Raw genomic sequence first — 26,748 nt, 5'->3', positions numbered from 1 at the left:
TGCTGCCGATAGCCGTGACGATGCTGCATCCGGTGTGCGGACGACACAGGCGCCACTCCGGAGGGAGTGGCGCCTGTGTCTCGGGAAGCTTTCTCAGCCAACAGACTTCGGTGGGTCCAGTGTGCGCAGGGCTGCCAGGAAACGATCAGGGATCGCGGCTTTCGTGCCGTCGGGGTTGCGGACGGCGAACGTCATCCGGCCCTGTGCCACGAGTTCGTCACCTCGTTCGAAGTCGAAGGCGAGGGTGTAGGAAGTCGTGCCGATGCGGTCGAGCGCGACCGTGCAGGTGAGTTCGTCGAAGACCTTGCAGCTGGTGATGTACTGGCACTCGGACTTCAGGCCGACCGTGTAGACCCCGACGGTGTCGAGCAGCCTGTGGCTTTCGAGGCCGAACGAATGGAGCCACACGCTGTAGGTGCGCTCCATCCATGGGTAGTTGATCGCGAAGTACGAGATGCCTACCGCATCGCAATCACCGTAAGCGAGTCGGAAGCGCTGCTGCGTCACGGGAGTGGTCGTCAGAGTGAGGTTCTCGGTCATCAGGGGTGTCCTCCGTCGACGGTGAGGATCGAGCCGGTCGTGAAGCTGGATGCGCTGCTCGCGAGATAGAGCGCGGCCCCGACGATCTCGTCGGGTTGTCCACCTCGTTTGGCGGCAAAGCCCTGGGCGCGCCTGTTGAAGGCGTCCATGTCCCAGGAGTTGCTCACGTCCGTCAGGAACGTGCCGGCCATGATGGCGTTGCTTCGCACGGTCGGGCCGAAGGCGTGGGCCATGCCGATCGTGACGGCGTTCAATCCGGCCTTGGCTGCGGCGTACGGGAGGATGTCGGGTCTCGGATGCACCGATCCGGCGCTGGAGATGTTGATGATCGAGCCGCCGTCGCCCTCGGCCATGCGTGTTCCCACCAGTGCGGCGAGCCGGAACGGACCTTTGAGGTTCACGCCGACGACCTTGTCGAAGAGTGTTTCGGTGACGGTGTCGAGACTGTCGTACAGCGGAGACATACCGGCGTTGTTGACCAGGACGTCGACTCTGCCGAAGTGTGAGTACACGGTATCGACCAGTTCGTCGATGGAATCCCATCGTCCGACGTGGAACGAGTGCGCCAGGGTCTTGCGGCCGGTCTCGGCGGTGATCTCGTCCGCAGTCGTCCGGCAGGATGCGAGATCGCGGCTGGCGATCACCACATCGCATCCGGCGCGCGCGAGTCCGAAGGCGATGGCGCGACCGAGTCCTCGGCTCCCGCCGGTGACGATCGCGACGCGGTCGGTCAGATCGAATGCGCGCGTCGGATCGAACTCCGGAACGGACTTTCCGGTTGGTGATTCGGCCATCTTCTTCCTCCACTGGTTCCGGTTGACTGACCATAATTCCTTGTTATTGTGATCATAGATTACCGGATAGTGATCCAGTTCACGAGTCCATCGCGCAACGCGACACGTCACATCTCGTCTGCGCCCGCCGGCAGGCCGCCGGTCAGAACCGGTCAGAAGGAGTACACAGTGAGCACCGAGCAGGACCTCTTCACCTTGCCGCAGCGATACCTCGATGTGCAGGCCGCGGCGCGCGACCTCGCGGCCGACTGCAGTGACATCGCAGCACGGGCCGACGAATCGGACAGTATCGACCCGGACGTGCGCAAGCGCCTCGCGGCCTCGCGCCTCGCCGAGATCGTGGTCCCTGCCGCCTACGGCGGCCGCTTCGACAGGGTCGACTCGCTGGCCGTGACCGTGGTGCGCGAAGCCCTCGGTGCGGAGTGTGCACACCTGGATTCGATGTTCGCCATGCAGGGCATCGGCAGCTACGGAATCGGTGTCGGTGGATCCGAGAAGCTCAAGGAGGAATGGCTGCCCAAGGTCGCACGCCTCGATGCCATCGCCGCGCTCGGTCTGACCGAGCCGGGGGTGGGCTCCGACCTCAAGGCGCTGACGACGACGGTCGTCGAGCGCGACGGCAAACTGATCGTCAACGGTCACAAGTCCTTCATCACCAACGGTGGGGACGCGGACTTCTACAGCATCCTCGGTCGCGAGGGCGACGGTTACTCGCTCGTGCTCGTGCCCGCGGATACGCCGGGACTACGCACCGAGCGACCACACCAGATCATCGCTCCGCACGTGCTGTCCGATGTGGTCCTCGACAATGTCGAGGTCCCTGTCGACAACCGGATCGGCGAACCCGGTAAGGGGTTCGCTCTGGTGCTGGCCACACTGGCCACCTTCCGGGTCTCCGTCGCCGGTGCCGCGGTCGGGCTCGCGCAGGCCGCCCTCGACGAAGCGGTCGCCCACGCCAGGACCCGGGAGGGCTTCGGCGTGACACTCGCTCGGCTCGGATCGGTGCCCGAACACCTCGCCAAGTGCTGGATGGATATCGAAATGGCGCGGTCCCTCACCTACAGGGCAGCCGCTGCATCGGCCCGGGACGCCCGGGCGAACCTGCATCTGTCGTCGATGGCGAAGGTCGCAGCCACCGAGATCGCCGCATCTGTCGTCGATCGATCGGTCCAGGTCGCAGGTCGATTCGGGCTCGTACGCGGTGGGAAGCTCGAACGCCTCTACCGCGAAGCGCGCCCCATGCGCATCTACGAGGGATCGACCGAGGTGATCCTCGATTCGCTCGCCAAGCAACTCGTACGGGATGCCGGCTAGGTACCCCGATCGGACCCGGAGGCAACGAGTATGACGAAAGTCGACGCGACCCAACTCGAACGGGTGGTCATCCGCTTCGCCGGCGATTCGGGTGACGGCATGCAGCTGACCGGCGACCGGTTCACCGCCGAAGCCGCGGTGTTCGGCAACGACCTCGCCACCCAACCGAACTTCCCCGCCGAGATCCGCGCACCCCAGGGCACCCTGCCGGGAGTGTCGTCGTTCCAGATCCAGATCGCCGATCACGACATCCTCACCGCAGGAGACCGCCCGGACGTCCTCGTCGCGATGAACCCCGCTGCTCTGAAGGCAAACGTCGCGGACCTGCCGCGCGGCGGCACCGTCATCGTGAACACGGACGAATTCACCAAACGGAACCTCGGCAAGGTCGGGTACACCTCGAACCCCCTCGAGGACGGAAGTCTCGCGGACCTGGTCGTACACGCGGTGCCGATGTCATCGCTGTCGATCGGCGCGGTCGAGCCGGTAGGGCTCAGCCGCAAGGACGGCGAACGCTCGAAGAACATGTTCGCGCTCGGTCTGTTGTCGTGGATGTACAACCGGTCGGTCTCCGGGATCGAAGAGTTCCTCCGGACGAAGTTCGCGAAGAAGCCCCAGGTGGCCGAAGGCAATCTGCTGGCCTTCCGAGCCGGGTGGAACTACGGCGAGACCACCGAGACGTTCGCGACGACCTACGAGATCGCGAAGGCCGACCTACCGGCCGGAACCTACCGGCAGATCTCCGGTAACACGGCACTGTCCTACGGATTACTTGCGGCACAACAGCTGTCGGGTCTGGAGCTGTTCCTCGGCAGCTACCCCATCACCCCCGCCTCCGACATCCTGCACGAACTCACCAAGCATCGGCGTTTCGGCGTGACCACCTTCCAAGCGGAGGACGAGATCGCCGCCATCGGCGCTGCCATCGGTGCGTCCCTCAGTGGAGCTCTGGGGGTGACGAGTACGTCGGGGCCCGGGCTCGCCCTCAAGAGCGAGGCCATCGGTCTCGCCGTCATGACGGAACTTCCATTGATCGTGGTCGATGTGCAACGCGGTGGACCGTCCACGGGTCTGCCCACCAAGACCGAGCAGGCAGATCTGTTGCAGGCCCTGCACGGTCGCAACGGCGAATCGCCCGTGGCGGTGATCGCGCCCTCCTCACCGGCCGACTGCTTCGACGCCGCGGTGGAGGCCGCACGTATCGCGGTGACCTACCGGACCCCGGTGTTGCTGCTCTCGGACGGGGCGATCGCGAACGGTTCCGAACCGTGGCGGATCCCGTCCGTCGAGCGGATCGCGCCCATCGATCCGGGCTTCGAGATCGAATCGGCGGACTCCGAGACACCGTTCCGGCCGTACGCTCGCGACCGTGGGACCCTTGCGCGGTCGGTGGCGATCCCTGGGACGCCGGGACTCGAACACCGACTCGGCGGCATCGAGAAGGCCGACGGCAGTGGGAACATCTCGTACGACCCGGCCAACCACGACCTCATGGTGCGGCTGCGGCAGGCCAAGATCGACGGCATCGATGTCCCGGACGCAGTGGTCGACGACCCGTCGGGGGAAGCGGACCTTCTCGTGGTCGGCTGGGGCAGTTCGTACGGTCCGATCGGGGAGGCGTGCCGGAGAGCGCGGCGACGGGGGACGAAGGTCGCGCATCTGCAGTTGCGGAACCTGAATCCGCTGCCGAAGAACCTCGGCGAGATCCTCGGCCGGTACGGAACGGTCATCGCACCGGAGATGAACCTCGGGCAACTGTCGTCCGTGCTCCGTGCGCGTTTCCTCATCGACGTCCAATCCGTGACCAAGGTGCAGGGCCTGGCATTCTCGGCGGACGAGATCCTCGAGGCGATCGATGCGGCCCTGACAGGCACCCTGCGCAGCCGGGAAGAATCGAAGACCACCACGGCGCTGGCTGCGGCGGAATACCGTCCTTCGGCCGGCTGTGAGGAGCAGAAGCCATGACCGAGTTGATAAGTCGCGTGGGGGTGGATCTCGGTCTCAGTGCCACCGCCTTCGTTCCCAAGACCGACACACCCCAGAAGGCCAAGGACTTCACGAGCGACCAGGAGGTCCGTTGGTGCCCCGGATGCGGCGACTACGTGATCCTCGCCGCCATCCGTAGTTTTCTTCCCGAGCTGGGACTGCGCCGGGAGAACATGATGTTCGTCTCGGGGATCGGGTGCTCGAGCCGCTTCCCGTACTACCTGGAGACCTACGGACTGCACTCGATTCACGGCCGGGCTCCGTCCATCGCGACCGGACTGGCGGTCATGCGCCCGGACCTGTCGGTGTGGGTCGTCACCGGCGACGGCGACGCCCTGTCGATCGGGGGCAATCACCTCGTCCACGCCTTGCGGCGGAACGTGAACATGAACATCCTGCTGTTCAACAACAGGATCTACGGTCTCACCAAGGGGCAGTACTCGCCGACGTCCGAGGTCGGGAAGGTCACGAAGTCGACCCCGATGGGATCGATCGACCACCCGTTCAACACCCTGTCGCTCGCGCTCGGCGCAGAAGCGACCTTCGTCGCCCGAGCCCTCGACTCCGATCGTAAGGGGCTCACCGAGGTGTTGCGGCAGGCTGCCGACCATCGCGGTACGTCGTTCGTGGAGATCTACCAGGACTGCCCGATCTTCAACGACGGCTCGTTCGATGTCCTGCGCAAGGACGACGCGGAACAGCGGGTCGTTCCCCTGCGTCACGGTGAGCCGATCGTGTTCGGTGCCGAGGGCGGCAGATGTGTCGTCCGGGACGGTTTCGGACTCCGGGTCGCCGACACCGACAGCGTTCCGCCCGAGGAGATCGTGGTCCACGATGCGCACTCGGACGATCCGGCGTATGCATTCGCGTTGTCACGTCTGTCGGATCAGGACCTCGAACACACGCTCTTCGGCGTGTTCCGCTCCGTTCAGCGTCCGTGCTACGACGATCTGGTGCGTGAGCAGAACGACTCGGCTCGTACCGGTCGCGCCGGCGATGCAAAGGCGTTGCAGGAGTTGTTGACCGGCGCGGATACCTGGTCCGTGTCCGATTGAGCCCGACCGTGGGCGGAGCGTTGCGGGCCGCAGATTTTCGGTCTAGACAATGCGCATGATTAGTATAAAGTGATGGCTATCACATCGAATCACTCCTCGAACCTTCGTCGGTAGGAGCAGTAGTAATGTCGCTCAGGAACGATATCGAAAACGCCCTCGCCCGTTACGCTCTCGCGTACGACGACGGTGACATGGACGGCGTCGAAACATCTTTCGGCGAGCAGGCCGTCTTCACCATGCGTATCGGCGACGGGGATCTCGTCGGTCCCCTCCATGGTCGCGACGAGATCATGGGCCTCTTCCGTGGTGCCCACGAGTCCCAGTCCGACCAGCGCCGCCACATCACCACGAACGTGCTGGTCGAAGAGGTCGACGAGAAGAACGTACGCAGCGTGTCGTACCTGCTCATCACCTCCGCGGCGGACGGCGCACTGACCGTGCTCACCACGGGCAAGTACGAGGACGAATGGACCAGGACGGGCGGCGAGTGGGTACTGGCCAAGCGTCACATCGCTCTCGACCTTCCTTACTGACCTCTACTGTGGAGACGTTGTCGATGACGATGAACCAGGGACTCATTCCGGCCAAATGGGCTGCGCTCACGCCGAACCGGATGGCGGTCTACGACGTACCGAACAACAGGCGGATCAGTTTCGCCGAACTCGACGAAAGGGTGCGCCGCCTCGCCAACGGTCTGCGGGGCCTCGGACTCGAGAAAGGGGACCGCGTTGCGGTCCTGACCAAGAACAGTATCGAGTTCCAGGAACTCTTCTTCGCCGTCGGTAGGGCGGGACTCATCCTCCAGCCGCTCAACTGGCGCCTGGCGGGTACGGCCCTGCTCGAACTGATCGCCGACGCCACTCCCCGAGTCCTCATCACGTCGAGCGAGTTCCGATCCACTGCAGAAGAACTCACGCGTGTCGCGAACGTCGATCATTGGCTCGAGTTCGGGTCCGGGGGTGCCGGCACCTACGAGGACCTTCTCGCCTCCGCGAGTGCCGAAGAACCGGTATGGGCATCGACCATCGGCAACGATGATCCGTTCTTCATCCTCTACACCGGAGGGACCACAGGACAATCCAAGGGCGCGTTGCATTCCCACACCAGTGCCGCCGCCGGCATGCTCAACCAGACCGTGGCCGAACGAGTCGTGCCGTCCGATGTCTACATGCTCACCGGGCAGATGTACCACATCCCCGTCGTGCTCTCGATGAACTATATGAAGCACGGCTGCCCCGTCGTCCTGGTCAACTTCGAAGCCCGGCAGGCGCTCGCGATCATCGAGCAGGAGAAGGTCTCGGCGTTCCTCGGTATCACGACAATGCTCAACTGGATGATGGCCGTCGAGAACTTCGACCGTTACGACCTGTCCAGCCTGCGCAACATCCAGTACGGCGGCGGCCCCATGCCCTCCGCCATCGTCCGGCAGGCGCTCGACGCGTTCCCCTGCACTCTCATCCAGGGTTACGGGCAGACCGAGGGCACCACGATGTCCTTCCTGTCACAGGAGGATCACCGCGACGCGGTCAACGGGATCAACGAGCAGCGTCTCAAGTCCTGCGGCCGGGAAGGATTCGGCACCACCATCCGCGTCGTCGACTTCGACGGCAACGAGGTGCCGCGTGACGGGAAGACCCCCGGCGAGATCGTCGTCCGCTCCGAAGCCAACATGCTCGGCTACTGGAACAAGCCCGAGCTGACGGCCCAGACGCTGCGGGACGGCTGGATGTGGACGGGCGACGTCGCCGTCTGGGACGAGGAACGCTACATCTACATCGTCGACCGTGCGAAGGACATGATCATCTCCGGTGGCGAGAACATCTACAGCATCCAGGTGGAGGAAGCGATCGGTGCACATCCCGCCGTGCTCGAATGCGCCGTGATCGGCGTTCCCGACGACGAATGGGGTGAGGTCGTCAAGGCAGTGGTGGTGCTCAAGCCCGGGCAGACCGCAACCGAGCAGGAGATCATCGACACCGCGAAGCGCAATCTGGCCTCGTACCAGAAACCACGCTCGGTGGACTTCGTCGACGCCCTGCCCAAGGCTCCGACAGGCAAGATCATGAAGCGAGAGCTGCGCGACCCGTACCTCCAGCCGGCGGCGACCCGATGACCGTCGGCACGGACCGGACGACGCCCGGCGAATCCGAACTGGACGCACTGGTCGGTACACCCTTCCCCGGTGGGGAGGCGACCCTGGAACCCTGGTGGGTCCACCTCGTGCTCGACAGCATGCTCGCCGACTCCGACGACGGGGGAGCGCACCCGGTACTGGTGTTCCTCGCCGCCACCGGAGCCATGGGGTGGACCTGGGACGAACTGTTCGCATTGTGTGGAGCCACCGAGGCCGACGGTCCGATGGCCGGCGAGACGGACACCGTCGTGCACCATCCGCTGCAGGTAGGTGAGACCTACCGGGTGTCGGGAGAGATCGTCTCCGCTGTCCGTAAGGTCGGCCGTCGAACCGGCACGTTCGACATCGTCGGCTATCGGCTCGATCTGCACGACGGCAACGGTGTGCATCACGCTTCGACGACCAATTCGATCGTTTTCCCCCGGCGAGGTAATTAATCATGAGACCTACTGTCGGACAGCAGATCCCGGTTCGAATCATCGAAGCAGTGGATCCCGCCCGCATGAAGACCCTCTCCGCGCTCATGCGCGACCCGAACCCCATCCACTTCGACCGATCCGCCGCGAGCGCGCTCGGACTCGGTGAACGCACCGTCAATCAGGGACCGAGCAACATCGCCTACGTGATGTCGATGCTCGGGAACTGGGCAGGCGGAGTCGACCGCATCACCCGATACCGGTTCCGTTTCCTCGGCAACGTCCTCGAAGGCGACCGTGTGCAGGCCTCCGGGACGGTCACCGCAGTCGACGAGACCCCCGAGGGCCTGCTCGTGCACTGCGACCTCGCCCTCGACGTCGTGGACGGCGCTCGCGTCCTGGAAGGAACGGGCACGGTCCGTCTGCCCGTAGACAACTGATCGATCATCGACACCCTGTCCAGGAGGACACCATGACCGGACGTGCAGCAGGCAAGATCGCATTCATCACCGGAGCCGCTCGCGGTCAGGGCCGCTCCCACGCGGTCCGGCTCGCCGAGGAAGGCGCGGATATCATCGCCGTCGACATCTGCGAGAACATCGACTCCGTCAGCCCGTACTACGATCTCGCCACCGAGGCCGACCTCGACGAGACGGTGCGCCTGGTCGAGGGACTCGGCCGCCGCATCATCGCCCACAGGACCGATGTCCGCGAGCGGGCCGGCCTGCAGAAGGCGCTCGAGGACGGTATCTCCCACCTCGGCGGAGTCGACATCGTCGTCGCGAACGCCGGCATCGCCACCTACGGTCTGTCCTGGGAACTGACCGAAGATCAGTGGCGCGACATGATCGACGTCAATCTCACCGGCGTCTACAACACCGCTGCGGTGGCGATCCCGCACATGATCGAGGCCGGTCGCGGCGGATCGATCATGTTCATCAGCTCGATCGGTGGCCTCAAGGGCGTGCAACATGTGGGGCACTACGTCGCCGCAAAGCACGGAATCGTCGGTCTGATGCGCACGATGGCGAATGAACTCGGTCCCCACAACATCCGGGTCAACACGATCCACCCCACCAACGTCGATACGACGATGATCCAGAACCCCGGCACCTACGGCATGTTCTCTCCCGGCGATCCTGAGCCGACGCAGGAGAAGGCGATGCCGGGATTCATGTCCCTCAACACCCTGCCGACCCCGTGGATCGACCCGATCGACATCAGCAACGCGGTGCTCTTCCTCGGCAGCGACGAAGCCCGCTACGTCACGGGTGTCACCTTCCCTGTCGACGCCGGCGCCTACGTCAAGTAGGTCGCGGTGGCCGTAGGTATCGACGACAACGAAGACCTGACGTCGCTGCGCGTCGACGCTCGAACCCAGGAACGTCTTCTCGATGCGCAGCGGGAGTGCACCTTCGCCTTCACCACGGAGGAAGGGTGGCCGGCCGGGGTGGTGATGAGCTACCTGTACCGCGACGGGACCTTCTGGCTCACCGCAGCAAGTGGCCGCGCCCATGTCCGGGCTGCTCGTCGCGATCCGCGGGTGACCCTCGTCGTCTCCAACGCTGGGACGGACCTTGCGGGGCGCCGGATGCTCGCCGTCCGCGGCCGCGTCACGGTCCGAACCGACGAGGAGACGAAGCGCTGGTTCTATCCGGCCTTCGCGCATCACCACGCACCGAACGATCCCGATGCCTTCGAACAATTGCTGGACAGTCCCAATCGTGTAGTCCTCGAGGTGCGCCCGGTGCGTATCGCCGTCAGCCACGACTCCACCAAGATGCCCGGTGACGGCCGCGGTGGCGGGGCGGGGACTCGTTCGACCAGAAAGTGAGCGCCATGTCTGCGGATCCGACGTCCGACTATTCGCACCTGCTGTCCCCCTTCCAGGTGGGGCCGATGAAGTTGAAGAACCGGGTGATGCTGCCGCCGCACGCGTCGGCGATTGGCAACATCTTCGGCACGGACGAGGAGGCGGAACGCAACATCGCGTACTACGTCTCCCGTGCCCGCGGTGGCGCGGCGTGGTTCGACAGTCTCAGCGCGTGGGTGCCGAATACGGGCATGATCCCCGGCTTCGAACCGACCGGTGTCGGGGCGACGGTACAGGGGCACTACAGCCTGCCGTTCTTCGTCGAACGGGTGCAGGGGTATTCGGACGCCCTGCACGCCGAGGGTGCGGTCGCCACAGGACAGATGGTGCATCAGGGCGGTATGCCGCACGGTGCGTCGCCGGTGCTCAGCGCTCCGGTGATCAACACCGTGCCGCACCGGCTCGATCGCGAGGAGATCGCGTACTTCGTCGGGCAGTACGAGTTCTGCGCGAAACAGGCCCAGGCGGCCCGTCTCGACGGTGTCGAGCTCCACATGAACCACGACGACCTTCTCGAGTACTTCCTCTCGCCGCTGACCAACAAGCGCGACGACGAGTACGGCGGCTCCATCGAGAACCGCTGCCGATTCCCCGTCGAAGTACTGCGCGCGATCCGTGACGTGATCGGGTCGTCGATGGTGATCGGCGTCCGCCTGAACCTGCGCGAGGAGGTGCCCGGCGGTTACGACCTCGACGGGGCCGTCGAGATCGCGCAGTACCTCGAGAGCACCGGGTTGGTCGATTACTTCCACGGAGTGGTCGGAAGTCCCTGGGGCAACCCGTCCTACATCCAGCCACACTTCTTCGAGGCGGGACAGTGGGCCGACCTCGCCGGGCGGTTCAAGCGGGCGATCTCGTTGCCCGTCGTACACACCGGTCGGATCAACCATCCGGACGTGGCCGAGAGGATCCTCGCAGCGGGGCACGCCGACGTCGTGGGTATGGCACGCGCACACATCGCCGAGCCGGAGATCATCGAGAAGACCCGGACCGGTCGTGTCGACGAGATCCGGCCCTGTGTGGGTGGCAACGAGTGCATCAGTCGGCGCTACGTGGAGAACCTGCCGTTCGGATGCGCCGTCAATCCGACCACGAGCAACGAGATCGACGGCCCGTGGCCCACGGTGACCGACCCGAAGCGGGTACTGGTCGTCGGTGGTGGACCCGCAGGAATGGAGTTCGCGGCGCTGGCACGGGAGAAGGGACACGACGTCGAGCTGTGGGAATCGTCGACGGTGCTCGGAGGTCAGCTGCGCACCGCGATCAATGCGCCGACCTACGACAAGTTCGCCGAGTACCTCGAGTGGCAGCAGCGCAGACTCGAACGTGTCGGTGTCAAGGTCGACCTCGAGCACACCGCAACGCGGTCCGAGATCGAGAATGCGGACTTCGACGTGGTCGCCGTGGCGACCGGCTCGACCCGCCGGATCCCGGACATTCCCGGGGTGTACGGCGACAACGTCGCCGATATCCGCGACGTCCTGAGCGGTGAGGCGACGGTCGGCAAGCGGGTTCTGATCATCGTGCAGGACGATCACATGCCACCGTTGTCACTGGCCGACCACCTCACCGAGCGGGGCAGCGAGGTCACACTCGTCTATGCGACGCAGACCGCCGGCCAGTTGCTGGGACGGTACATCGTGGGTGCCATCCTCGGGCGCCTCGACGACAAGGGCGTGCAGTACCGCTTCATGGAGGACGTCGTCGAGATCACCCCCACCGGGGTGATCACCCGCAATGTGTACTCGGGGCGCACCTACGAGGTCGACGGATTCGACAACGTCGTGCTGGCGTGTGGGGGTATCGGTGACGACGTCCTGTACGAAAGCCTGAAGAACGGTCCCGCGGCGACGGGTGATGGGGAGGTCCACATCCTCGGTGATGCGTACGCACCACGCCGATTGGTGTTCGCCACTCGACAGGCCTACGCGCTGGCGAAGCTCGTCTGAGCGCACGAGCGCGATCGGCGCTACAGGATTCGGCCCCCTTCTTTCCGTGACCGACGGAGGAAGGGGGTCGCTGCCCGTCCGTGGTGCAGTGAGGATGTCGTCACAACCGACGATGCCGGGTGAGTGCTCAGGCACTCACCCGGCATCGGACCGGTGTCAGGGTCGGAGGACGAATCCCTTGTATCCGGCGTCCCGGACTTCGTTCCAGGTCTCCTCGTAGAGCACGATGCCGCCGGCGTACGGCATGAAGATCTGCGGCTTGCCGTCGATGTTGGCACCTCGGTACCAGGAGCCCGACTGTCCCTGCGGCCACAGAGTGGTGTCGGCGATCTCCTCGACGGTATGCACCCAGGCCTCCTGTGCGTCCTCGGTGGCTTCGATCGTGGTGAAGCCGTTGTCCCGCATGTGGTCCATCGTCTCGATCGTCCACTCGACGTGCTGTTCGATGGCGGTGACCATGTTGGCGAGCACGGACGGGCTGCCGACGTTGGCGATGATGAACATGTTGGGGAAACCGGCCGTGCCCAGCCCCAGATGGGTCTTCGGACCCTCGGACCATGCTTCCGTCAGTGTGCGGCCGCCGCGGCCGCGAATGTCCATGGAGGTGAAGGCGCCGGTGAAGGCATCGAAGCCGGTGGCCAGGACGACGGCGTCGAACTCGTACTCGGTCCCGTCCGCCAGTCGCATTCCCTTGTCGGTGAAGCGGTCCAGAGGCCTCTTGCGAAGGTCGACGAGTTCGACGTTGTCGCGGTTGAACGTCTCGTACCAGTCGGTGCCGACGACCGGGCGTTTGGCGCCCATCGGGTAACCGTACGGTTTGAGACTGTCGGCCGTGTCGGGGTCGGTGACGATCTCGTCGATCTTGGCACGGATGAAGTCCGAGACAGCATCGTTGGCCTTCTGATCGACCATGAGGTCGGAGTAGGCGCCGAGAAAGGCGATTCCTCCGCCTTCCCAGCGCTTCTCGAACTCGGCGCGACGTTCCTCGTCGCTGACCTCGAATGCGGTCTTCGGATTGTCGTCCCGTATGCACCCGGCGGGCAGCGATCGTGAGAGACGGCGTCGCTCGCGGTAGTTCGCCTTGATGTCGGCGACGTATGCGGGATCGAGTTCGTGGTTGCGTGCGGGGATGACGAAGTTGGCGGTGCGTTGCAGCACGGTCAGCCGGCCGGCCTGCTTCGCGATCTCGGGGATGGCCTGCACGCCCGAGGAGCCGGTGCCGACGGCAGCGACTTTCAGCCCGGAGAAGTCGACTCCGTCTTCGGGCCAGGAGCTGGTGCGGTGGATGGGGCCGGTGTAGTCCTCGAGACCCGGTACGTCCACGTCCTTGGGGACGGACAGGCACCCGACCGCCATCAGGCAGAACGTTGCGATGCATGTGTCGCCGGAATCGGTGCGCACGATCCACTTCTGCACATTCTCATCGAAGTGGGCTTCGGTGACCGCTGTTTCGAGTCGGATGTCGCGACGGAGGTCGAAGCGGTCGGCGACGTGTGAGAGGTAGGCCTGCAGTTCGGGCTGGGAGGGATATCGCTCGGTCCATTCCCAGTCCTGTTCGAGCTCCTCGTCGAATCCGAAGGAGTAGTCGTGGCTGTCGACGTCGCAGCGTGCGCCGGGATAGCGGTTCCAGTGCCAGGTGCCGCCGACTTCCTTGCCCTTGTCGAATGCGATTGTGGTGTAACCGTGTTTGCGGAGCTTCCACAGCAGGTGGAGGCCGGAGAAGCCGGCTCCGACCACGACCGCGTCGACCTCGATCGGGGTGGAGTGGTCGGTGGCTGCAGGTGCAGAGGTCATCTGGATGCCTTTCCTGGATGTCGGTCATGAAGGCGTGCAGCGGAGATCGAGACCTGTTCCGGGTAGCCCGGATGCGCGAGGACCGTGAACCGGAAGGGGTCGTGACACCCGCACTGTCCGGCATGTGATTGACACCACAATAACAATGCGTATCGATATAATCAATCAGGTCGTGAATATCGACTCGGGTCCGTATCACCTCGGGCTCGAACGGATCTCAACTCGCTCGGCGTTCGCCGAAGCCCGCTCCAGGAGGAATCGTGTACCGACTCGTCGCAACCTACAACCACCCCGAGGATCCTGCCGTGTTCCTGGACCACTACCGGAACGTCCATGCGAAGCTCGCCCTCGATCAGAAGGGCCTGCGGAACTTCGAGTGGGGTGTGTGCAGTACCGCCGACGGGTCCACACCCCCGCATTTCCTCGTCGCAGTCTGCGACTGGGACAACAAGGAAGCCATGCTCGAAGACATGGCATCGCCCGAGGGACAGAAGGGCGCTGCCGATCTCGAGAACTTCGCACAGGCAGGCGTCTCGTTCGATTTCTACGAGATCACCAAGGGAATCTAGCGCGGTACAGCGGCGGGGCAACGATACGGATATCGTTGCCCCGCGGCCGCTCTCCGCTCGGTCCCGGCTCTCAGGCGTCGAACCCGTCCATCTGCGGAGTGGTCAACGGAGTGATGACCCGCTCCGCGATCTTCCATCCCTCCGGGGTCCGGACGTATCGATCGGTGTTGAGAGCGATCGCCTTGATCGCCGCACCGTTCTTCATCTCCGCCTCGGAGAACACATAATTGGTACCGGTGGCGTTGTCCGCGTCCTGGAAATCGATGACGTGGTTGGTGATGATGTGGAACTGCTTGTCCACGGATTCGGCATCACGCTCGAAGAAGTCGAGTAGTTGCTCGTGACCCTCGTATCGGGTCAGCCCGACCGCACCGGCATCCCACACGCCGTCCACGGTGAAAGCGGACAGTGTCTCCTTCGGATCGAACCGATCGAGTCCTCGGGCGTACACGTGGGTGATTCGGGTGATCTCGGCGATGTCGCCGGCTCTGTCCTCGCCGATGATGTTGTCGATAGACATGATGTACTCCTTCTCGGAAAGTCAGGGAACGGAAGGAAACTCGATTCCTTCGAGATCCGCCTTGATCTGGAGCGCCAGATACTTGTTGTAGACGCGAGCCATCGTCAGATTGCCGCCGCTGAACCAGAAACCGTCGTGCCCCGACCGACGCCACACCGAACGGATCTCTCCCTCGTCGTCGAGACCCCATACCGGCCCGCACTTGTCGGCTACGGCATCACCCAGGACGCGCCGTGCGGTGTCGTGGATTCCGCGGAATCCGGTGGCGAGGACCACCGTATCGGCGGGAATCCGACGGCCGTCGCTCATCCGGAGAGCATCCGGTGTGAACCGTTCGATCGTCCCGGCCACCAGCTCGATCTCACCGTCGGCGATGAGCCGGGACGCTCCCACATCGATGTAGTAACCGCCGTTGCGAGTGAGGAACAGGTTCATGGCGCCCATGTCGTCGTCGCCGAGATTGTGGCGGAATCCTCGTGTGGTCAGGCCGTCGAGCAGAGGACGGTCGCGCTCGGCCATGAGCGCCACTGCCGCGCGCAGTCCCTCACAGGCCGACCTGTCGAATCGGGGGAACGATGCTCCGACGAGGTCGGAGATCTCGGTCGGAGGCGAGTCCTCACCGTATGCGGGCTCGAGCATCACGTCGACCACCGTGGTGCCGCCCACCACGTATGTGGGTCCGCGTTGCACCAGGGTCACATTCGCCCCCGACAAGTACAGGTCCTGCGCGATGTCGTGGCCGCTGTTGCCGGTGCCGATCACGACCACCGAGGTGCCGGCTCGTGCCGGTTCGGTTCGGTACCGTCCCGAGTGCAGGATCTCCCCACGGAAGAGGTCGGTGCCCTCGAATTCGGGGACCAGAGGTTCGGTGCCGCTGAGGCCGGTGGCGAGCACGACATGGCGGGGGCGCACGGTGTGCACCTGTCCGCAGCTGTCCAGGTCGAGTTCCCACGTTCCCGTCGAGACGTCGTAGGTGCTCGATGCGACCGTGGTACCGGTCCGCACGTTCAACTCGAGGGCTCGGGCGTACAACTCGAGCCAGTCGCCCATCCTGTCCTTCGGGGTGAAGACCGGCCAGGTCGGCGGAAATGGAAGGAACGGAAGGTGGTTCGCCCACACCGGGTCGTGCAGCACGAGTGAGTCGTAACGGTTGCGCCAGTTGTCGCCGATGCGTGCGTTCCGATCGACGACGAGCGCCCGCACTCCGAGTGTCTTCAGGTGCGCGGCGAGGCCGAGGCCCGAGTGCCCGGCACCGATGACGACGACCTCCGGCTCGTCGACCGTCGCGGAGGTCTCACGTACCCTTCCGGCGTGCCGGTCGTCGGTCCGCCCGCCGGACTCGGAGGTCCCGTGCGGGCGTCGACGCCCGGTTGTCGGTTCGTGGCCGTGCAGGGTATCGAGCTCGGTGAGCAGGGCGGTTGCTCGCCAGATATCGTCGTCGCCCGGGGTGAGCCTTGCGACCGCGCGGACGCGGCCCACTCGGGTGGTGAGTCCGAACAGGATCTGGAGCACGGGAGGTGTTGTATCTCCGGGCGACAGTGCCGGCGGCACTCGGAGATCGAGTTCGAGGTCGGAGACCCCGAGGGTTCCTGCGGTCGCGATCATCCGCCCGATGGTGTCGGCTGTGTGGAGGCTGCGCAGGTCTCCGCTGAACGCCAGCAGGTCGCGCCACCATGCGTCGGGAACGAACACCTTCCCGTACGAGCCGGTGTCGCCCCGGCGCAGGATCTGCCCGAGTTGTTCGAGCCAGTTACGTGCGACATCGGTGAGCATGTCGTGCGAGCCTGCGGTGTCCCTCTTCTCCGCCGCAGTCATCGCGTCGTGTACCCGGCGTCGACCTTGAGTTCGGTGCCTGTGACGTAACGGGCTTCGTCGGAGGCGAGGAACAGGACGGCGTTGGAGATGTCGATCGGCTCCACCCACGGGACCGGGATGGCGTTGGTGGTCGCGAAGACGGGGGCCGCCTGTTCCTTCGTGGGGTGCTCCTCGTCGGGAAGGAAGAGGCGGAAGCAGGATTCGTTGAGGATCATGTCGGTGGCCACACCGGTGGGATGGACGGTGTTGACGCGGATGCCATGGGGTCCGAGTTCCAGTGCCAGCGTGCGCATCAGGCCCACAACGGCATGCTTGCTCGCGGTGTAGGGCGCGACGTTGGGAGTGCCCTTGATGCCTGCCGAGGAGCTGGTGATGATGATCGAGCCGTTGCCCTGCTCGACGAGTTGCGGGGTGACTGCCTTGCAGGTGTGCCAGACGCCCTTGAGATTGATGTCGAGGACGTCGTCCCAGTCGCTTTCGGCGACCAGATGGGTGGGCTCGCCGAACAGGAAGATGCCCGCGTTGGCGACGACCGTGTCGATCCGGCCGAACTGCGCGATGCCTTCCTGCACCACGGCCGCTACGGCGTCGAAGTCTCGGACGTCTGCGGTCCGGGCAACGATCTTGCGTCCGCGGGACTCGACCTCGCGTACCGTCTCGGCGAAGTCCTCCTCGGTGGCGCTGGGATAGAAGCGTTCGACACTGTCGATGGTGCCGGCTATGTCGAGGGCGATGATGTCGGCGCCCTCCTCTGCGAGCCGGATTGCGTGGCTGCGTCCCTGCCCACGCGCCGCTCCGGTGATGAATGCAACCTTGCCTGCTACCCGTCCTGACATGAGTTCTCCTTCAACGCGGACCCGGAGATTCCGTTCCACGGTAGGTGTTCCAGGTGGAGGCCGACTCGGGATAGTCGGCTTCGGAGTATCGGGTTTGCGGCCACCGAATCCGTTTGGTGGAACGGAAACTCGAGCTCATCGATTCGAAAGGTAGCGCATACATGAACGATACGGAGCGTCTTTGGAACAACCAGCCGTTCTCTGTTCTGGCGTAGCGGTCGTGATATCGGAAGGCCGTCATCATCAGGGTGTCGTGTACCGCGAGTTCGGCGTGTCCGGTCATGATCCCTGTTGCGTTCGTGTCGTCCACGAGCGTGACGAGATGGATCTCGGGAGTGTGCAGCATGGTGTGATAGCGATCCATGCTGTCGACATAGAAGGGACGAATCTCGTTGTGCCCCCGGAGTTGGCGTCCGGCGACTTCGAACACTCCGTCCTCGACGAACATCGACAGGACCGATTCGATGTCGTGATCGTCGACGGCGAGTGCGTATCGGCCGGCGAGGTCACGGATCTCGTCCTTCGCGATCAGTCGTGCCAGTGCGGTGGCATCCGGTTCGGTACGGGCGGATGTGGTCATCTGCTGAACTCCTGGGAAGGGCATGCGGAGAGCCGGAGCGGAGTATCACTCCGCTCCGGCTCGAGTCGGATCCTTTGCAGCGCAGCGCAGCGGATCGAACGGAGGACGAGGATCAGTCGTCGTAGACGATGACACCTCGGATGTTCTTGCCCTCGCGCATGTCCGCGAACGCGGTGTTGATGTCTTCGAGCTTGTAGGTCTTGGTGATCAATTCGTCGAGCTTGAACTCACCTCGCCGGTACATGTCCGTGATCAGCGGGATGTCGCGCCGCGCCGTGGTGGTGCCGTACAGGGTGCCCTGTAGTCGCTTGCCGGACATGGCGAAGGTGAACAGGTCGAAGGGAACGTCGCGCTGGGTGACGGGCGCTGCGGAGGTGAGCACCAGAGTGCCTCCGCGACGGGTCATCTCCTGCGCCGGGTTGAGAAGGTGGCCGTAGGCGATGTCGACGGTGATGATGACGACATCCGCTCCCTGGCCGTTGGTGAGCTGGTCGACGACATCACGGCACTGGTCGAGGTTCTCGACGGTCTGCGTCGCGCCGAAGTGCTTGGCCATGTCGCGCTTGAATTCGACCGGATCGATCGTGACGATGTTCTTCGCGCCCTTGTGGCGTGCTCCCTGAACGGCATTCATGCCGACGCCGCCGGTTCCGATGACGACGACGGTGTCGCCGAGCTGGATGTCTGCGGCGTAGACGGACGATCCCCAGCCGGTGGGCACGCCGCAGCCGATGAGGGCGGCCTTGTCGAGTGGGATGTCCTTGTCGATCTTGACGCACGAGTCGATGTTCACCACCACGTAGGGGGAGAAGGTGCCGAGATAGGAGAACGGTCCGACACCCTGACCCCGGGCATGGACGCGGTGGGTGCCGTCGGGAGCGAAGCCGCCGAGAACGCCGGCGCCGCGTTCGCACATGTTGGACTTGCCGATCGTGCACATACGGCAGTTGCCGCACGAGGGCAGGAAGGACAGGACGACGTGATCGCCCACCTCGAAACCGGTGACGTCCGGGCCGAGTTCCTCGATGACACCGGCACCTTCGTGGCCGCCGATGATGGGCGCCCAGTCCAGGGGAATGTCGCCGGTGTCGACGTGATCGTCACTGTGGCAGATACCGGAGGCGGCGAGTTTGACGCGTACCTCACGACTCTTGGGTGGATCGATCTCGATTTCCTCGACGCTCCATCCGGATCTGGTACCGGGTTCCCACAGCAGTGCTCCGATGGTCTTCATGACGTCTCCTCACGGTGAACGGGGAAGATTCGCGTGGCGTCGGTGGGGTACCGATCCGCCGGATTCTGTGATCGTGATCACCATAACCATATGCATCAATAGAAGCAATAGATTCTCGGTGATGCGGAGTGTGTCGTGATCCGGTCACCGAGGCCGGGAGCAGGTGAGCCGAAAAGAGCGGGCCCGCACCGGATGTACCGGTGCGGGCCCGTCGGTCCCGTAGGGGTGGAGGTCTCAGCCGCCGAGTGCCTGATTCCAGGGCAGTACCTGGCTCAGCACTTCGGGGAATTTCCGCTCGGCGTACTTCACATATTCCTTGATGTGATCGCGCATTCGATCCTCGGAGAGGTCGGCGTCGTGGTTGTTCAGCGCTTCGTAGATCTGAGTATGCGCTTTGAGGGTGGTCTTGCGGAGCGACGCGGGATGGTCGATACCCATCACCGTGCCCCCGGTGATGCGCATCAGGGCATCGGTCAGATATCCGAACAGAGCGTTGCCGGTCGACCAGGCGATGATGTCGTGGAACTGCTTGTTGGTCTCGAGGAAGGTGTCGATGTCGGCTGCTTCCACCGACTGTTGCATCCGGTCGACGGAATCCTTGAGTTCGACGAGCTTGTCCTCGCCGATGCGTTCCGCCGCCAGGCGGCACACCACGGGTTCGAGGGCGGTGCGAGCCTCGACGATGGTGTTGAGCGAAGCGTTCTGCAGCTGCATGAGCAGGATGATCGTGCTGGCGAGATGCGAGGCGTCGGGATCCAGCAGCACCGGCCCGCCCTTCGGGCCGGGTTTGAACGTGAGCATTCCCTGGAACTCGAGCAGACGCAATCCTTCGCGGAGCGTGCCGCGACCGATCTGGTACTCCTCGAGCATCGCCTTCTCGGGAGGGAGAAGATCGCCGGGGCGGAGGCCTTTCCGGGCGGTGTCCCGAACGATCTGCTGCGCGACGACGAGTGACGTCTTCGGGCCTCTCGGCATTGCCACGGAGCCTCCTCTAGCTTCGTACCCTCTCCGGTCTCGGTCGACGCGGAGATCTCTCCTGACGAAGATGCTCTCCGCCGTGCTCCGTCACGAACAGGGGACTGTCCGTTACGGAGTGTGCACTGTACTCATTGTGCACCCAATTGTGCACATTCATACTCAGGATTTGTGGGATGCCCACTATTCTGGCAAAGGAAACTGTGGCTTTCTCTTGTCGAGAAACGCTCGTGCCCCTTCGGTCATATCCTCGCTGCCGATCGCCTGGACCAACATGCCCAGCCCGGTGCTGAACGAATCCCGCGCGGAGTTCCACCAGATGTTCGAACTGATCTTGGTGATCTCCAGGTAGCGGGGGCTCAGCGCCTCGAATTCCCGACACAGTGCACGCACATGCTGTTCGAGGGCGTCGTCGTCGACGACTTCGTTGACCAATCCCATCTCGTAGGCGCGCTCGGCCGGATACCGACGGCACAGCATCGACAGTTCCTTGGCGCGTTTCTCGCCGATCTGGACCCCCATGACGTTCGTCGCGCCCGAGACGGGCGAGCTCCCGACCCGGGGGCCGGTCTGCCCGAAGGTCGCCGATCGGGCGGCGACTGCGAGGTCGCAGGCGACCACCAGTTCGTTGCCGCCCCCAGCCGCTGCGCCGTTGACGGCGGCGACGACCGGTCGAGGGCAGGACCGGATCGCATCGAACAATGCCAGTGACGAGCGGTAGAGCTTACGCATCTCGGGAACGGTGGGTTCGCTCAGTTGGCCCAGGGAACCGCCGGCGCAGAAGCTCCCGCCGGAGCCGGTGATGACGACCGATCGGTAGCTGTTGGCGTCGTGCAGGGCATCGACGATCGTCGCGCACATCTCCGGATCGAATGCGTTGCGACGTTCGGGGCGATTGAGACGTATCCACAAGCTCGAATCGAGCGATTCGAGCACGACGCTCGTGGTGGTGGATGTGGACATCGAAACTCCTTGGTTCGGGTGTCCGAGCCGGATGTGGCAGTCGCTGAGGACGGACGAGGTGGGGGCCCGGACGAACCTCCCCGACCGCCTTTCCTTACACGTTATAATGGTTAGCATCATTTCGTCGACAAGTGACGGAAGTGGGGGTCCTGCGTCGGTCGTTCCGGACCTGCGCGGTTCTGACAGGAGTCGCAATGATCACGAGTCGGGCGCCGAAGGCCGCGATGGTGGTGGCGCAGCAGATCATCAAGGATGCCGGCCGGGAGAATCTGGTGGCCGACGATCTGCTCCCTCCCGAGCGCGTCATGCTCGAGAAATACGGAATCGGACGAGGCACTCTCCGCGAAGCCCTGAGGCTGCTGGAGTTCCAGGGAGTGATCGCGTTGAAACCGGGCCCTCGGGGAGGTCCGGTGCTGCTCGATCCTGATGCTTCGCACCTCGCGAGTTCGCTCATTCTGCTCATGCAGCTCAACGACGCGCCGTTCAAGGTGGTCGTCGAGGCCAGAACGGCACTCGAACCCATGATCAGCCGGCTTGCGGCCGCACGCGTCTCGGACGAGACACTGATCCGTCTGAAGGAGACCGTCGACCGGATGCACGGTTCACTGAGCGATCAGGGTGAGTTTCTCGAAGCGAACAAGACCTTCCACGACCTGATCGCATGGTCGTCGGGCAACCCGCTGTTCGGTTACCTGGTGGATTCCCTGCTGGGGATCATGGACGGCACGGCCATCGGGATGGACTATCCGCCGCATCGTCGGGAGGCGATCATCGTCGCTCATACGCAGATCTACGAGTGCCTTGCGAGTAGGGACGCCGAGGGTTCGGAGCGATACATGCGTGAGCACATCGACGCCTACAGGCGGTATGCCGAGAGGAAGTATCCGGAGTTGTTCGAGCAGGTCATCCAGTGGGATCGGGCGTTGGGTTGAGCATGTTCCGACGTCGAGAATGCGTCGACAAGGATGCACATGCGACCGGGAAGGAACCTGTTGGGGTTCCTTCCCGGTTCTCGTCGGAGGGGGACCGGATCACTCGGTGACGACCGAGATGGCCCGTTCGGGGCACGAGGCCGCTGCCTCGCGAGCGGCGTGCTCGTTGGCGGGATCATCGCCACCGGGCAGGACGTAGGCATGGCCGTCCTCGTCACGCAGAGCGAAGACCTGGGGGGATGTCATGAAGCACAGGCCGTGACCCTGGCAGTGGTTCTCGTCGACGACAACCTTCATGAGTTGCTCCTCTCATCATTCGGACACTTGGAGATGCCAACTCGTCGACCCCTTGATTGGATGGGTTGGGGCTGGCAATGTGATCCAGACTACTATAACATCCGTTATAACCATTAGCAGGAGATGCCTGATTCTGAGCAGGAGGGTCCACGCGATGGAAAATCGCAACCGTTGCCCTGTCGTCGACTTCGACCACAACTCGCAAGAACATTCCGCGGATCCCGTGGCGTCGTACCGGAAGGTGCGTCAGAACGAACGTGTCGCATGGACCGAAGCCCACGGAGGCTACTGGGTGCTGACCGACTACGAGTCGGTCTTCGAAGCTGCGCGTGACGACGAGACGTTCTCCTCCGCTCGTACCGAGTATGGAGGAGAGGGACTTTCGGTCGTCATTCCGAAGACGCCGATGCACTTCCACATCCCGATCGAGCTCGATCCCCCGGAGTTCCGCAAGTACCGCAAGATCGTCAACCCGATCACTGCCCCGGCAGCGGTCGAACGTATGAAGGCGCTCGTCGACCGGCACACGGCCGGCTTCATCGACAGTGTCATCGAGGACGGCCGATGTGATCTCACGTCGGTGATCGCCGTCCCGTCCATCGTCACCGTGGATTGGCTGGGCCTCGACCTCGCCGACTGGAAACGCTATTCCCACGCACACCACCAGGCTCTCGCCGGTATCCCGGGTAGCGACGACTACAAGCACGCGATGGAAGTCGAATTCCCTTATCTGGGAGAACGCATGCGCGAAACCATTCGCGCGCGCCGCGAGAACCCCACGGACGACATCATCAGCTATCTCGTCCAGCAGGAAGTCGACGGCCGGCGTCTCGACGACTTCGAGATGTACTCGATCGTCGACCTGCTTCTCGCCGGCGGGGTGGGTACCACGGCGTCGCTGGTGAGCCAGGCGCTGGTCTGGCTTGCCGAGCATCCGTCCGTACGGCAGCGGCTCATCGACGATCCGGGCCTGATGGATCATGCCGTCGAAGAGTTCCTGCGCTACTTCTCCCCGACGCAGGCCCTCGCTCGCACCGTCACGAAGGACGTCGAATTCCAGGGCTGCCCGATGCACAAGGGCGACCGTGTCCTGTTGTCGTGGTCCTCGGCCAACCGCGACGAGAAGTTGTTCGACAACCCCGACGAGATCGACATCGATCGCTGGCCCAACCGGCACACGGCATTCGGTATCGGTGTACACCGTTGTGCAGGTTCGCATCTCGGGCGGTACATGTCCAAGACCCTGATCAGCCAGATCCTGGAGAGGATGCCCGACTACGAGGTCGACTTCTCCGCACTCGAACGGTATCCGCACCAGGGCACCAACATGGGCTGGCAGCGGATCCCCGCCACGTACACCCCGGGACCCCGCGTTCTGACCGACTACACGCTCTACTGACCCCCGATTCCACCGGAACGGTCGCTATCACACCGGCCTGATCGGCCGGCCGAAAGACAGGGGACGGACGTGTTCGTCGGCAGACGTATTCTGATCGTCGGGGGTGGCCTGGCCGGGTCGCGAACGTGTGAAGCATTGCGCGCCGAAGGGTTCGACGGCGAGATCGAAATGCTCTGCAGCGAAGGGACACCGCCCTACGATCGTCCGCCTTTGAGTAAGGTCGCCCTCACGGAACGTCGCGACACGACTTTCGATGTCGACTACGACGCCCTGGGCGTCGACCTCCGTCTCGGAGTGCGGGCGACGGGCATGGACCGCGACCGGCGCGTCGTGTTCACCGACTCGGGGGAACATCCCTACGACGCTCTGGTCGTCGCCACCGGAGCCGCGCCGGTTATCCTTCCCGGATCCGGACGGCAGCACGTACTGCGCACGGCAGCCGATGCCGACGTACTGCGTGCCGCCCTCCGGCCCGGGATCCGGTTGACGCTCGTCGGAGCCGGTTGGATCAACGCCGAAATAGCAACCACTGCACATGATCTCGGATGTTCGGTGACAGTCCTCGAATCGGCTCCGGCGCCGTTGCATCAACCGCTCGGCCCCGATGTCGCCCACCGGATGCTGCCGTGGTGGGAGCACGTCGACATGCGCTGCGGCGTCTCGGTTGCGGAAGTCACCGAGGCCGGACCGGTACTCGCGGACGGTTCGCTCGTCGAATCCGACCTCGTCGTCACCGGCATCGGTGTCAGGCCGGACGTCGCCTGGCTCGTCGGATCCGGTCTCGATATCGATCGGGGAGTGGTGGTCGACGAGCGACTCCGTACCGCCGACCCGGCGGTGTTCGCGGTCGGCGACGTCGCGGCACGATGGTCGCCGCGTTACCGCAGCCGCATCGTCGGACAGCACTGGGACGATGCCCGCACGGCGCCGGCAACCATCGCTGCGGCCTTGCTCCGCCCGGATCGCGGACTCGTCTTCGATCCCGTCCCGTACTTCTGGAGCGATCAGTTCGGGCACAAGATCCAATTCGTGGGGCACCGCGACCCATCCGATCGGATCGTCTTCCGGGAGGGCGGGGACGGCAGATGGGCTGCGGCATGGATCGACGACTCGTCCAGGCTGACCGCACATCTGAGCGTCGATTCTCCACGTCATATGGTGCAGGCGCGCATGGCGATCGATCGGGGTGCCGTCGTGGACCCCGATGCGATCGGAGATCTGGACGCCCCTGTGCACACGATGTCTCTGCATTCCTCGTAACACCTCGTCAATCATCGAACAGCCGCGCCCGCGCACGGCCGAGTGAGGAACGAACATGACCACAGCAATTCCGATCCGGTTGAAGAGCTACGACAAACTGTTCATCGGGGGCTCCTGGGTGGAGCCGTCGAGCGATGCCGTCATCGACGTGATCTCGCCCATCACCGAAGAAGTGATCGCGTCGGTCCCGGAAGCGCGTGAGGCCGACATGGACCGGGCCGTCGCGGCAGCGCGAAAGGCATTCGACGAGGGGCCGTGGCCCAGGATGACCCCGGCCGAACGCGCCGAGATCCTCGTACGAGTCGGGGACGAAGTGAAGAAGCGGATCCCCGCCATGGCCGAAGCCTTCACACTGGAGCTGGGTGGCCCGGCGGCCATCTCCACGCTCTTCCATCAGAACGCGGTCGACATGTGGGACGACGCGGCAACCTTCCACGAGCGCTTCGTCTTCGAGGAGGAACGCACCTGGAAGGATGGTCGCGGCAAGGTCGTGCGCGAACCGATCGGCGTCGTCGCCGTGGTCGTTCCGTGGAACGGGCCTGTGGCAACGGCGTCGTTGAAGATCTCACCGGCTCTCGCGGCGGGGTGCACCGTGATCCTCAAGCCGGCTCCCGAAGGGCCGGTGACGACGATGATGCTCGCCGAGGCCCTCGAGGCTGCCGGCCTCCCCGAAGGGGTCATCAGCGTATTGCCTGCCGGACGCGAGGTCGGGGACTATCTCGTCGGTCATCCCGACGTCGACAAGATCAGCTTCACGGGGAGTACCGTCGCCGGCCGAACGGTCATGACCAGAGCTGCCGAGAAGATCAAGCGCGTAACCCTGGAGCTCGGTGGTAAGTCGGCTGCGATCATCGCCGACGACATCGAACTCGACTCGTTCCTGCCGGGCATGGTCTTCGGGGGTATCGGTCATTCGGGTCAGGTCTGTGCGGCTCTGACCCGAGTGCTCGTACCCCGTGATCGCCAGGACGAAGTGGTTGCGGCGATCGAGGAGGTCATGAAGAGCGTCAAGGTCGGCGACCCGCGGGACCCCGACACGTTCATCGGGCCTCTCGCAGCGCAACGGCAGCAGAAACGGGTTCTCGAGTACATCGAGGTAGGTAAGGAAGAGGGTGCTCGGCTCGTCGTCGGCGGGGGCAGGCCTGCTCACCTCGATCGCGGTTGGTACGTCGAGCCGACATTGTTCGCCGACGTTCGCAACGACATGCGCATCGCCCAGGAAGAGATCTTCGGTCCTGTGCTGGTCGTGATCCCGTTCGATTCGATCGACGAGGCGATCGCGATCGCCAACGATTCCGACTACGGATTGTCCGGTGCGGTGTATGCGAAGGATCGCGCCTTGGCCGACAGCGTTGCGCGCCGGGTGCGAACGGGCCAGATCTCGGTCAACGGCTATGCCATGTGCGTGGTCCAGCCCTTCGGAGGCTACAAGCAGTCCGGGCTCGGCCGGGAGGGCGGCGTCGAGGGGTTCGACGCCTTCTTCGAAACCAAGCTGATCCAGGAATTCTGATTC

Annotated in this window: 26 protein-coding genes; 15 read left to right on the top strand and 11 right to left on the bottom strand. The window is 64.2% G+C overall.

Annotation, left to right across the window (positions count from 1 at the left end; all coding sequences use genetic code 11):
* Positions 1–93: 93 nt before the first annotated feature.
* Together U9J23_RS23020 and U9J23_RS23015 are read right to left on the bottom strand one after the other, a co-directional pair.
* Positions 94–540, bottom strand: coding sequence for an acyl-CoA thioesterase (locus U9J23_RS23020; protein ID WP_085469934.1), 447 nt, complete (start codon positions 538–540; stop codon positions 94–96).
* The gene (locus tag U9J23_RS23015; protein WP_016692941.1) at positions 540–1,334 is read right to left on the bottom strand and encodes an SDR family NAD(P)-dependent oxidoreductase; all 795 of its coding nucleotides are present in this window, start codon (positions 1,332–1,334) and stop codon (positions 540–542) included. The genes U9J23_RS23020 and U9J23_RS23015 overlap by 1 nt, the downstream gene beginning before the upstream one ends.
* A gap of 168 nt (positions 1,335–1,502) precedes the next feature.
* Here U9J23_RS23015 and U9J23_RS23010 point away from each other — a divergent pair, with 168 nt between their 5' ends.
* The 10 genes from U9J23_RS23010 to U9J23_RS22965 all read left to right on the top strand — a co-directional run bounded on the left by U9J23_RS23010 (position 1,503) and on the right by U9J23_RS22965 (position 12,061).
* Entirely contained in the window at positions 1,503–2,648 is a 1,146-nt protein-coding gene (locus U9J23_RS23010; RefSeq protein ID WP_179161822.1) for an acyl-CoA dehydrogenase family protein, read from the top strand.
* A gap of 30 nt (positions 2,649–2,678) precedes the next feature.
* Entirely contained in the window at positions 2,679–4,613 is a 1,935-nt protein-coding gene (locus U9J23_RS23005) for a 2-oxoacid:acceptor oxidoreductase subunit alpha (RefSeq protein WP_085469933.1), read from the top strand.
* Positions 4,610–5,689 carry a 2-oxoacid:ferredoxin oxidoreductase subunit beta gene (locus tag U9J23_RS23000; protein ID WP_085469932.1) on the top strand — a complete coding sequence of 360 codons (1,080 nt, stop codon included), beginning with the start codon at positions 4,610–4,612 and terminating at the stop codon, positions 5,687–5,689. Before U9J23_RS23005 ends, U9J23_RS23000 begins: the two co-directional genes overlap by 4 nt.
* A 125-nt stretch (positions 5,690–5,814) precedes the next feature.
* The gene (locus U9J23_RS22995) at positions 5,815–6,222 is read left to right on the top strand and encodes a nuclear transport factor 2 family protein (protein WP_016692945.1); all 408 of its coding nucleotides are present in this window, start codon (positions 5,815–5,817) and stop codon (positions 6,220–6,222) included.
* Positions 6,223–6,245: 23 nt separating this feature from the next.
* A complete protein-coding gene (locus U9J23_RS22990) occupies positions 6,246–7,802 on the top strand; it encodes an AMP-binding protein (protein ID WP_085470007.1) in 1,557 nt (518 codons plus the stop codon).
* A complete protein-coding gene (locus tag U9J23_RS22985; protein WP_085469931.1) occupies positions 7,799–8,260 on the top strand; it encodes a hypothetical protein in 462 nt (153 codons plus the stop codon). The genes U9J23_RS22990 and U9J23_RS22985 overlap by 4 nt, the downstream gene beginning before the upstream one ends.
* Before the next feature lie 2 nt (positions 8,261–8,262).
* Positions 8,263–8,679 (top strand): MaoC family dehydratase, encoded by a 417-nt coding sequence (locus U9J23_RS22980; protein ID WP_085469930.1) that lies wholly within the window; start codon positions 8,263–8,265, stop codon positions 8,677–8,679.
* A gap of 32 nt (positions 8,680–8,711) precedes the next feature.
* Positions 8,712–9,551 (top strand): mycofactocin-coupled SDR family oxidoreductase, encoded by an 840-nt coding sequence (locus U9J23_RS22975; RefSeq protein ID WP_085469929.1) that lies wholly within the window; start codon positions 8,712–8,714, stop codon positions 9,549–9,551.
* A gap of 6 nt (positions 9,552–9,557) precedes the next feature.
* On the top strand, positions 9,558–10,073 hold the full coding sequence (locus U9J23_RS22970) for a pyridoxamine 5'-phosphate oxidase family protein (RefSeq protein ID WP_085469928.1): 516 nt from the start codon (positions 9,558–9,560) through the stop codon (positions 10,071–10,073).
* Between the two features lie 5 nt (positions 10,074–10,078).
* Positions 10,079–12,061 carry an oxidoreductase gene (locus tag U9J23_RS22965; RefSeq protein WP_272265977.1) on the top strand — a complete coding sequence of 661 codons (1,983 nt, stop codon included), beginning with the start codon at positions 10,079–10,081 and terminating at the stop codon, positions 12,059–12,061.
* A 156-nt stretch (positions 12,062–12,217) separates the two neighbouring features.
* Here U9J23_RS22965 and U9J23_RS22960 read toward each other — a convergent pair whose 3' ends face one another.
* Positions 12,218–13,855, bottom strand: a complete 1,638-nt coding sequence (locus U9J23_RS22960; protein WP_085469926.1) for a flavin-containing monooxygenase — start codon at positions 13,853–13,855, stop codon at positions 12,218–12,220.
* A gap of 260 nt (positions 13,856–14,115) precedes the next feature.
* On the opposite strand from U9J23_RS22960, the gene U9J23_RS22955 reads away from it, so the two are divergent.
* Positions 14,116–14,424, top strand: coding sequence for an EthD family reductase (locus U9J23_RS22955; protein ID WP_085469925.1), 309 nt, complete (start codon positions 14,116–14,118; stop codon positions 14,422–14,424).
* Between the two features lie 70 nt (positions 14,425–14,494).
* Here the strand turns inward: U9J23_RS22955 and U9J23_RS22950 are convergent, their stop codons facing one another.
* The 7 genes from U9J23_RS22950 to U9J23_RS22920 form a co-directional block, all read right to left on the bottom strand.
* On the bottom strand, positions 14,495–14,944 hold the full coding sequence (locus tag U9J23_RS22950) for a nuclear transport factor 2 family protein (protein ID WP_085469924.1): 450 nt from the start codon (positions 14,942–14,944) through the stop codon (positions 14,495–14,497).
* A gap of 21 nt (positions 14,945–14,965) precedes the next feature.
* Complete coding sequence (locus U9J23_RS22945) at positions 14,966–16,717, bottom strand: flavin-containing monooxygenase (protein WP_229579761.1); 1,752 nt, start codon at positions 16,715–16,717, stop codon at positions 14,966–14,968.
* A gap of 38 nt (positions 16,718–16,755) precedes the next feature.
* Positions 16,756–17,595, bottom strand: a complete 840-nt coding sequence (locus tag U9J23_RS22940) for a mycofactocin-coupled SDR family oxidoreductase (RefSeq protein ID WP_016694436.1) — start codon at positions 17,593–17,595, stop codon at positions 16,756–16,758.
* 10 nt (positions 17,596–17,605) lie between these two features.
* On the bottom strand, positions 17,606–18,175 hold the full coding sequence (locus U9J23_RS22935; protein ID WP_085469922.1) for a nuclear transport factor 2 family protein: 570 nt from the start codon (positions 18,173–18,175) through the stop codon (positions 17,606–17,608).
* Positions 18,176–18,287: 112 nt separating this feature from the next.
* On the bottom strand, positions 18,288–19,409 hold the full coding sequence (locus tag U9J23_RS22930) for an NDMA-dependent alcohol dehydrogenase (protein WP_085469921.1): 1,122 nt from the start codon (positions 19,407–19,409) through the stop codon (positions 18,288–18,290).
* A gap of 234 nt (positions 19,410–19,643) precedes the next feature.
* On the bottom strand, positions 19,644–20,384 hold the full coding sequence (locus U9J23_RS22925; protein WP_016691147.1) for a FadR/GntR family transcriptional regulator: 741 nt from the start codon (positions 20,382–20,384) through the stop codon (positions 19,644–19,646).
* Between the two features lie 183 nt (positions 20,385–20,567).
* Entirely contained in the window at positions 20,568–21,347 is a 780-nt protein-coding gene (locus U9J23_RS22920; protein ID WP_085469920.1) for an enoyl-CoA hydratase/isomerase family protein, read from the bottom strand.
* Between the two features lie 194 nt (positions 21,348–21,541).
* On the opposite strand from U9J23_RS22920, the gene U9J23_RS22915 reads away from it, so the two are divergent.
* Positions 21,542–22,279 (top strand): FadR/GntR family transcriptional regulator, encoded by a 738-nt coding sequence (locus tag U9J23_RS22915; protein WP_016691149.1) that lies wholly within the window; start codon positions 21,542–21,544, stop codon positions 22,277–22,279.
* Positions 22,280–22,378: 99 nt separating this feature from the next.
* Here U9J23_RS22915 and U9J23_RS22910 read toward each other — a convergent pair whose 3' ends face one another.
* Positions 22,379–22,576 carry a ferredoxin gene (locus U9J23_RS22910; RefSeq protein WP_016691150.1) on the bottom strand — a complete coding sequence of 66 codons (198 nt, stop codon included), beginning with the start codon at positions 22,574–22,576 and terminating at the stop codon, positions 22,379–22,381.
* A gap of 154 nt (positions 22,577–22,730) precedes the next feature.
* On the opposite strand from U9J23_RS22910, the gene U9J23_RS22905 reads away from it, so the two are divergent.
* From U9J23_RS22905 to U9J23_RS22895, 3 genes are all read left to right on the top strand, one after another.
* Positions 22,731–23,975, top strand: a complete 1,245-nt coding sequence (locus tag U9J23_RS22905; protein ID WP_026060933.1) for a cytochrome P450 — start codon at positions 22,731–22,733, stop codon at positions 23,973–23,975.
* A 69-nt stretch (positions 23,976–24,044) separates the two neighbouring features.
* Positions 24,045–25,235: an NAD(P)/FAD-dependent oxidoreductase gene (locus tag U9J23_RS22900; protein ID WP_272265973.1), complete on the top strand. Its 1,191-nt coding sequence runs from the start codon at positions 24,045–24,047 to the stop codon at positions 25,233–25,235.
* Positions 25,236–25,290: 55 nt separating this feature from the next.
* Positions 25,291–26,745: an aldehyde dehydrogenase gene (locus tag U9J23_RS22895; RefSeq protein WP_085469917.1), complete on the top strand. Its 1,455-nt coding sequence runs from the start codon at positions 25,291–25,293 to the stop codon at positions 26,743–26,745.
* Positions 26,746–26,748 lie beyond the last annotated feature (3 nt).

Origin of the sequence: Rhodococcus sp. PD04, assembly GCF_035918275.1 — a bacterium.
GTDB lineage: Bacteria > Actinomycetota > Actinomycetes > Mycobacteriales > Mycobacteriaceae > Rhodococcus > Rhodococcus rhodochrous.
The sequence above is the reverse complement of the archived record's forward strand: the minus strand, read 5'-3'. Positions and strand labels throughout refer to the sequence as shown.

Bases quoted from the DNA above. Each gene is read 5' to 3' on its own strand.
- U9J23_RS23020 (WP_085469934.1), bottom strand. From the start codon at position 540: ATGACCGAGAACCTCACTCTGACGACCACTCCCGTGACGCAGCAGCGC.
- U9J23_RS23015 (WP_016692941.1), bottom strand. From the start codon at position 1,334: ATGGCCGAATCACCAACCGGAAAGTCCGTTCCGGAGTTCGATCCGACG.
- U9J23_RS23005 (WP_085469933.1), top strand. From the start codon at position 2,679: ATGACGAAAGTCGACGCGACCCAACTCGAACGGGTGGTCATCCGCTTC.
- U9J23_RS23000 (WP_085469932.1), top strand. From the start codon at position 4,610: ATGACCGAGTTGATAAGTCGCGTGGGGGTGGATCTCGGTCTCAGTGCC.
- U9J23_RS22995 (WP_016692945.1), top strand. From the start codon at position 5,815: ATGTCGCTCAGGAACGATATCGAAAACGCCCTCGCCCGTTACGCTCTC.
- U9J23_RS22990 (WP_085470007.1), top strand. From the start codon at position 6,246: ATGACGATGAACCAGGGACTCATTCCGGCCAAATGGGCTGCGCTCACG.
- U9J23_RS22985 (WP_085469931.1), top strand. From the start codon at position 7,799: ATGACCGTCGGCACGGACCGGACGACGCCCGGCGAATCCGAACTGGAC.
- U9J23_RS22980 (WP_085469930.1), top strand. From the start codon at position 8,263: ATGAGACCTACTGTCGGACAGCAGATCCCGGTTCGAATCATCGAAGCA.
- U9J23_RS22975 (WP_085469929.1), top strand. From the start codon at position 8,712: ATGACCGGACGTGCAGCAGGCAAGATCGCATTCATCACCGGAGCCGCT.
- U9J23_RS22965 (WP_272265977.1), top strand. From the start codon at position 10,079: ATGTCTGCGGATCCGACGTCCGACTATTCGCACCTGCTGTCCCCCTTC.
- U9J23_RS22960 (WP_085469926.1), bottom strand. From the start codon at position 13,855: ATGACCTCTGCACCTGCAGCCACCGACCACTCCACCCCGATCGAGGTC.
- U9J23_RS22950 (WP_085469924.1), bottom strand. From the start codon at position 14,944: ATGTCTATCGACAACATCATCGGCGAGGACAGAGCCGGCGACATCGCC.
- U9J23_RS22945 (WP_229579761.1), bottom strand. From the start codon at position 16,717: ATGCTCACCGATGTCGCACGTAACTGGCTCGAACAACTCGGGCAGATC.
- U9J23_RS22940 (WP_016694436.1), bottom strand. From the start codon at position 17,595: ATGTCAGGACGGGTAGCAGGCAAGGTTGCATTCATCACCGGAGCGGCG.
- U9J23_RS22935 (WP_085469922.1), bottom strand. From the start codon at position 18,175: ATGACCACATCCGCCCGTACCGAACCGGATGCCACCGCACTGGCACGA.
- U9J23_RS22930 (WP_085469921.1), bottom strand. From the start codon at position 19,409: ATGAAGACCATCGGAGCACTGCTGTGGGAACCCGGTACCAGATCCGGA.
- U9J23_RS22925 (WP_016691147.1), bottom strand. From the start codon at position 20,384: ATGCCGAGAGGCCCGAAGACGTCACTCGTCGTCGCGCAGCAGATCGTT.
- U9J23_RS22920 (WP_085469920.1), bottom strand. From the start codon at position 21,347: ATGTCCACATCCACCACCACGAGCGTCGTGCTCGAATCGCTCGATTCG.
- U9J23_RS22915 (WP_016691149.1), top strand. From the start codon at position 21,542: ATGATCACGAGTCGGGCGCCGAAGGCCGCGATGGTGGTGGCGCAGCAG.
- U9J23_RS22910 (WP_016691150.1), bottom strand. From the start codon at position 22,576: ATGAAGGTTGTCGTCGACGAGAACCACTGCCAGGGTCACGGCCTGTGC.
- U9J23_RS22905 (WP_026060933.1), top strand. From the start codon at position 22,731: ATGGAAAATCGCAACCGTTGCCCTGTCGTCGACTTCGACCACAACTCG.
- U9J23_RS22895 (WP_085469917.1), top strand. From the start codon at position 25,291: ATGACCACAGCAATTCCGATCCGGTTGAAGAGCTACGACAAACTGTTC.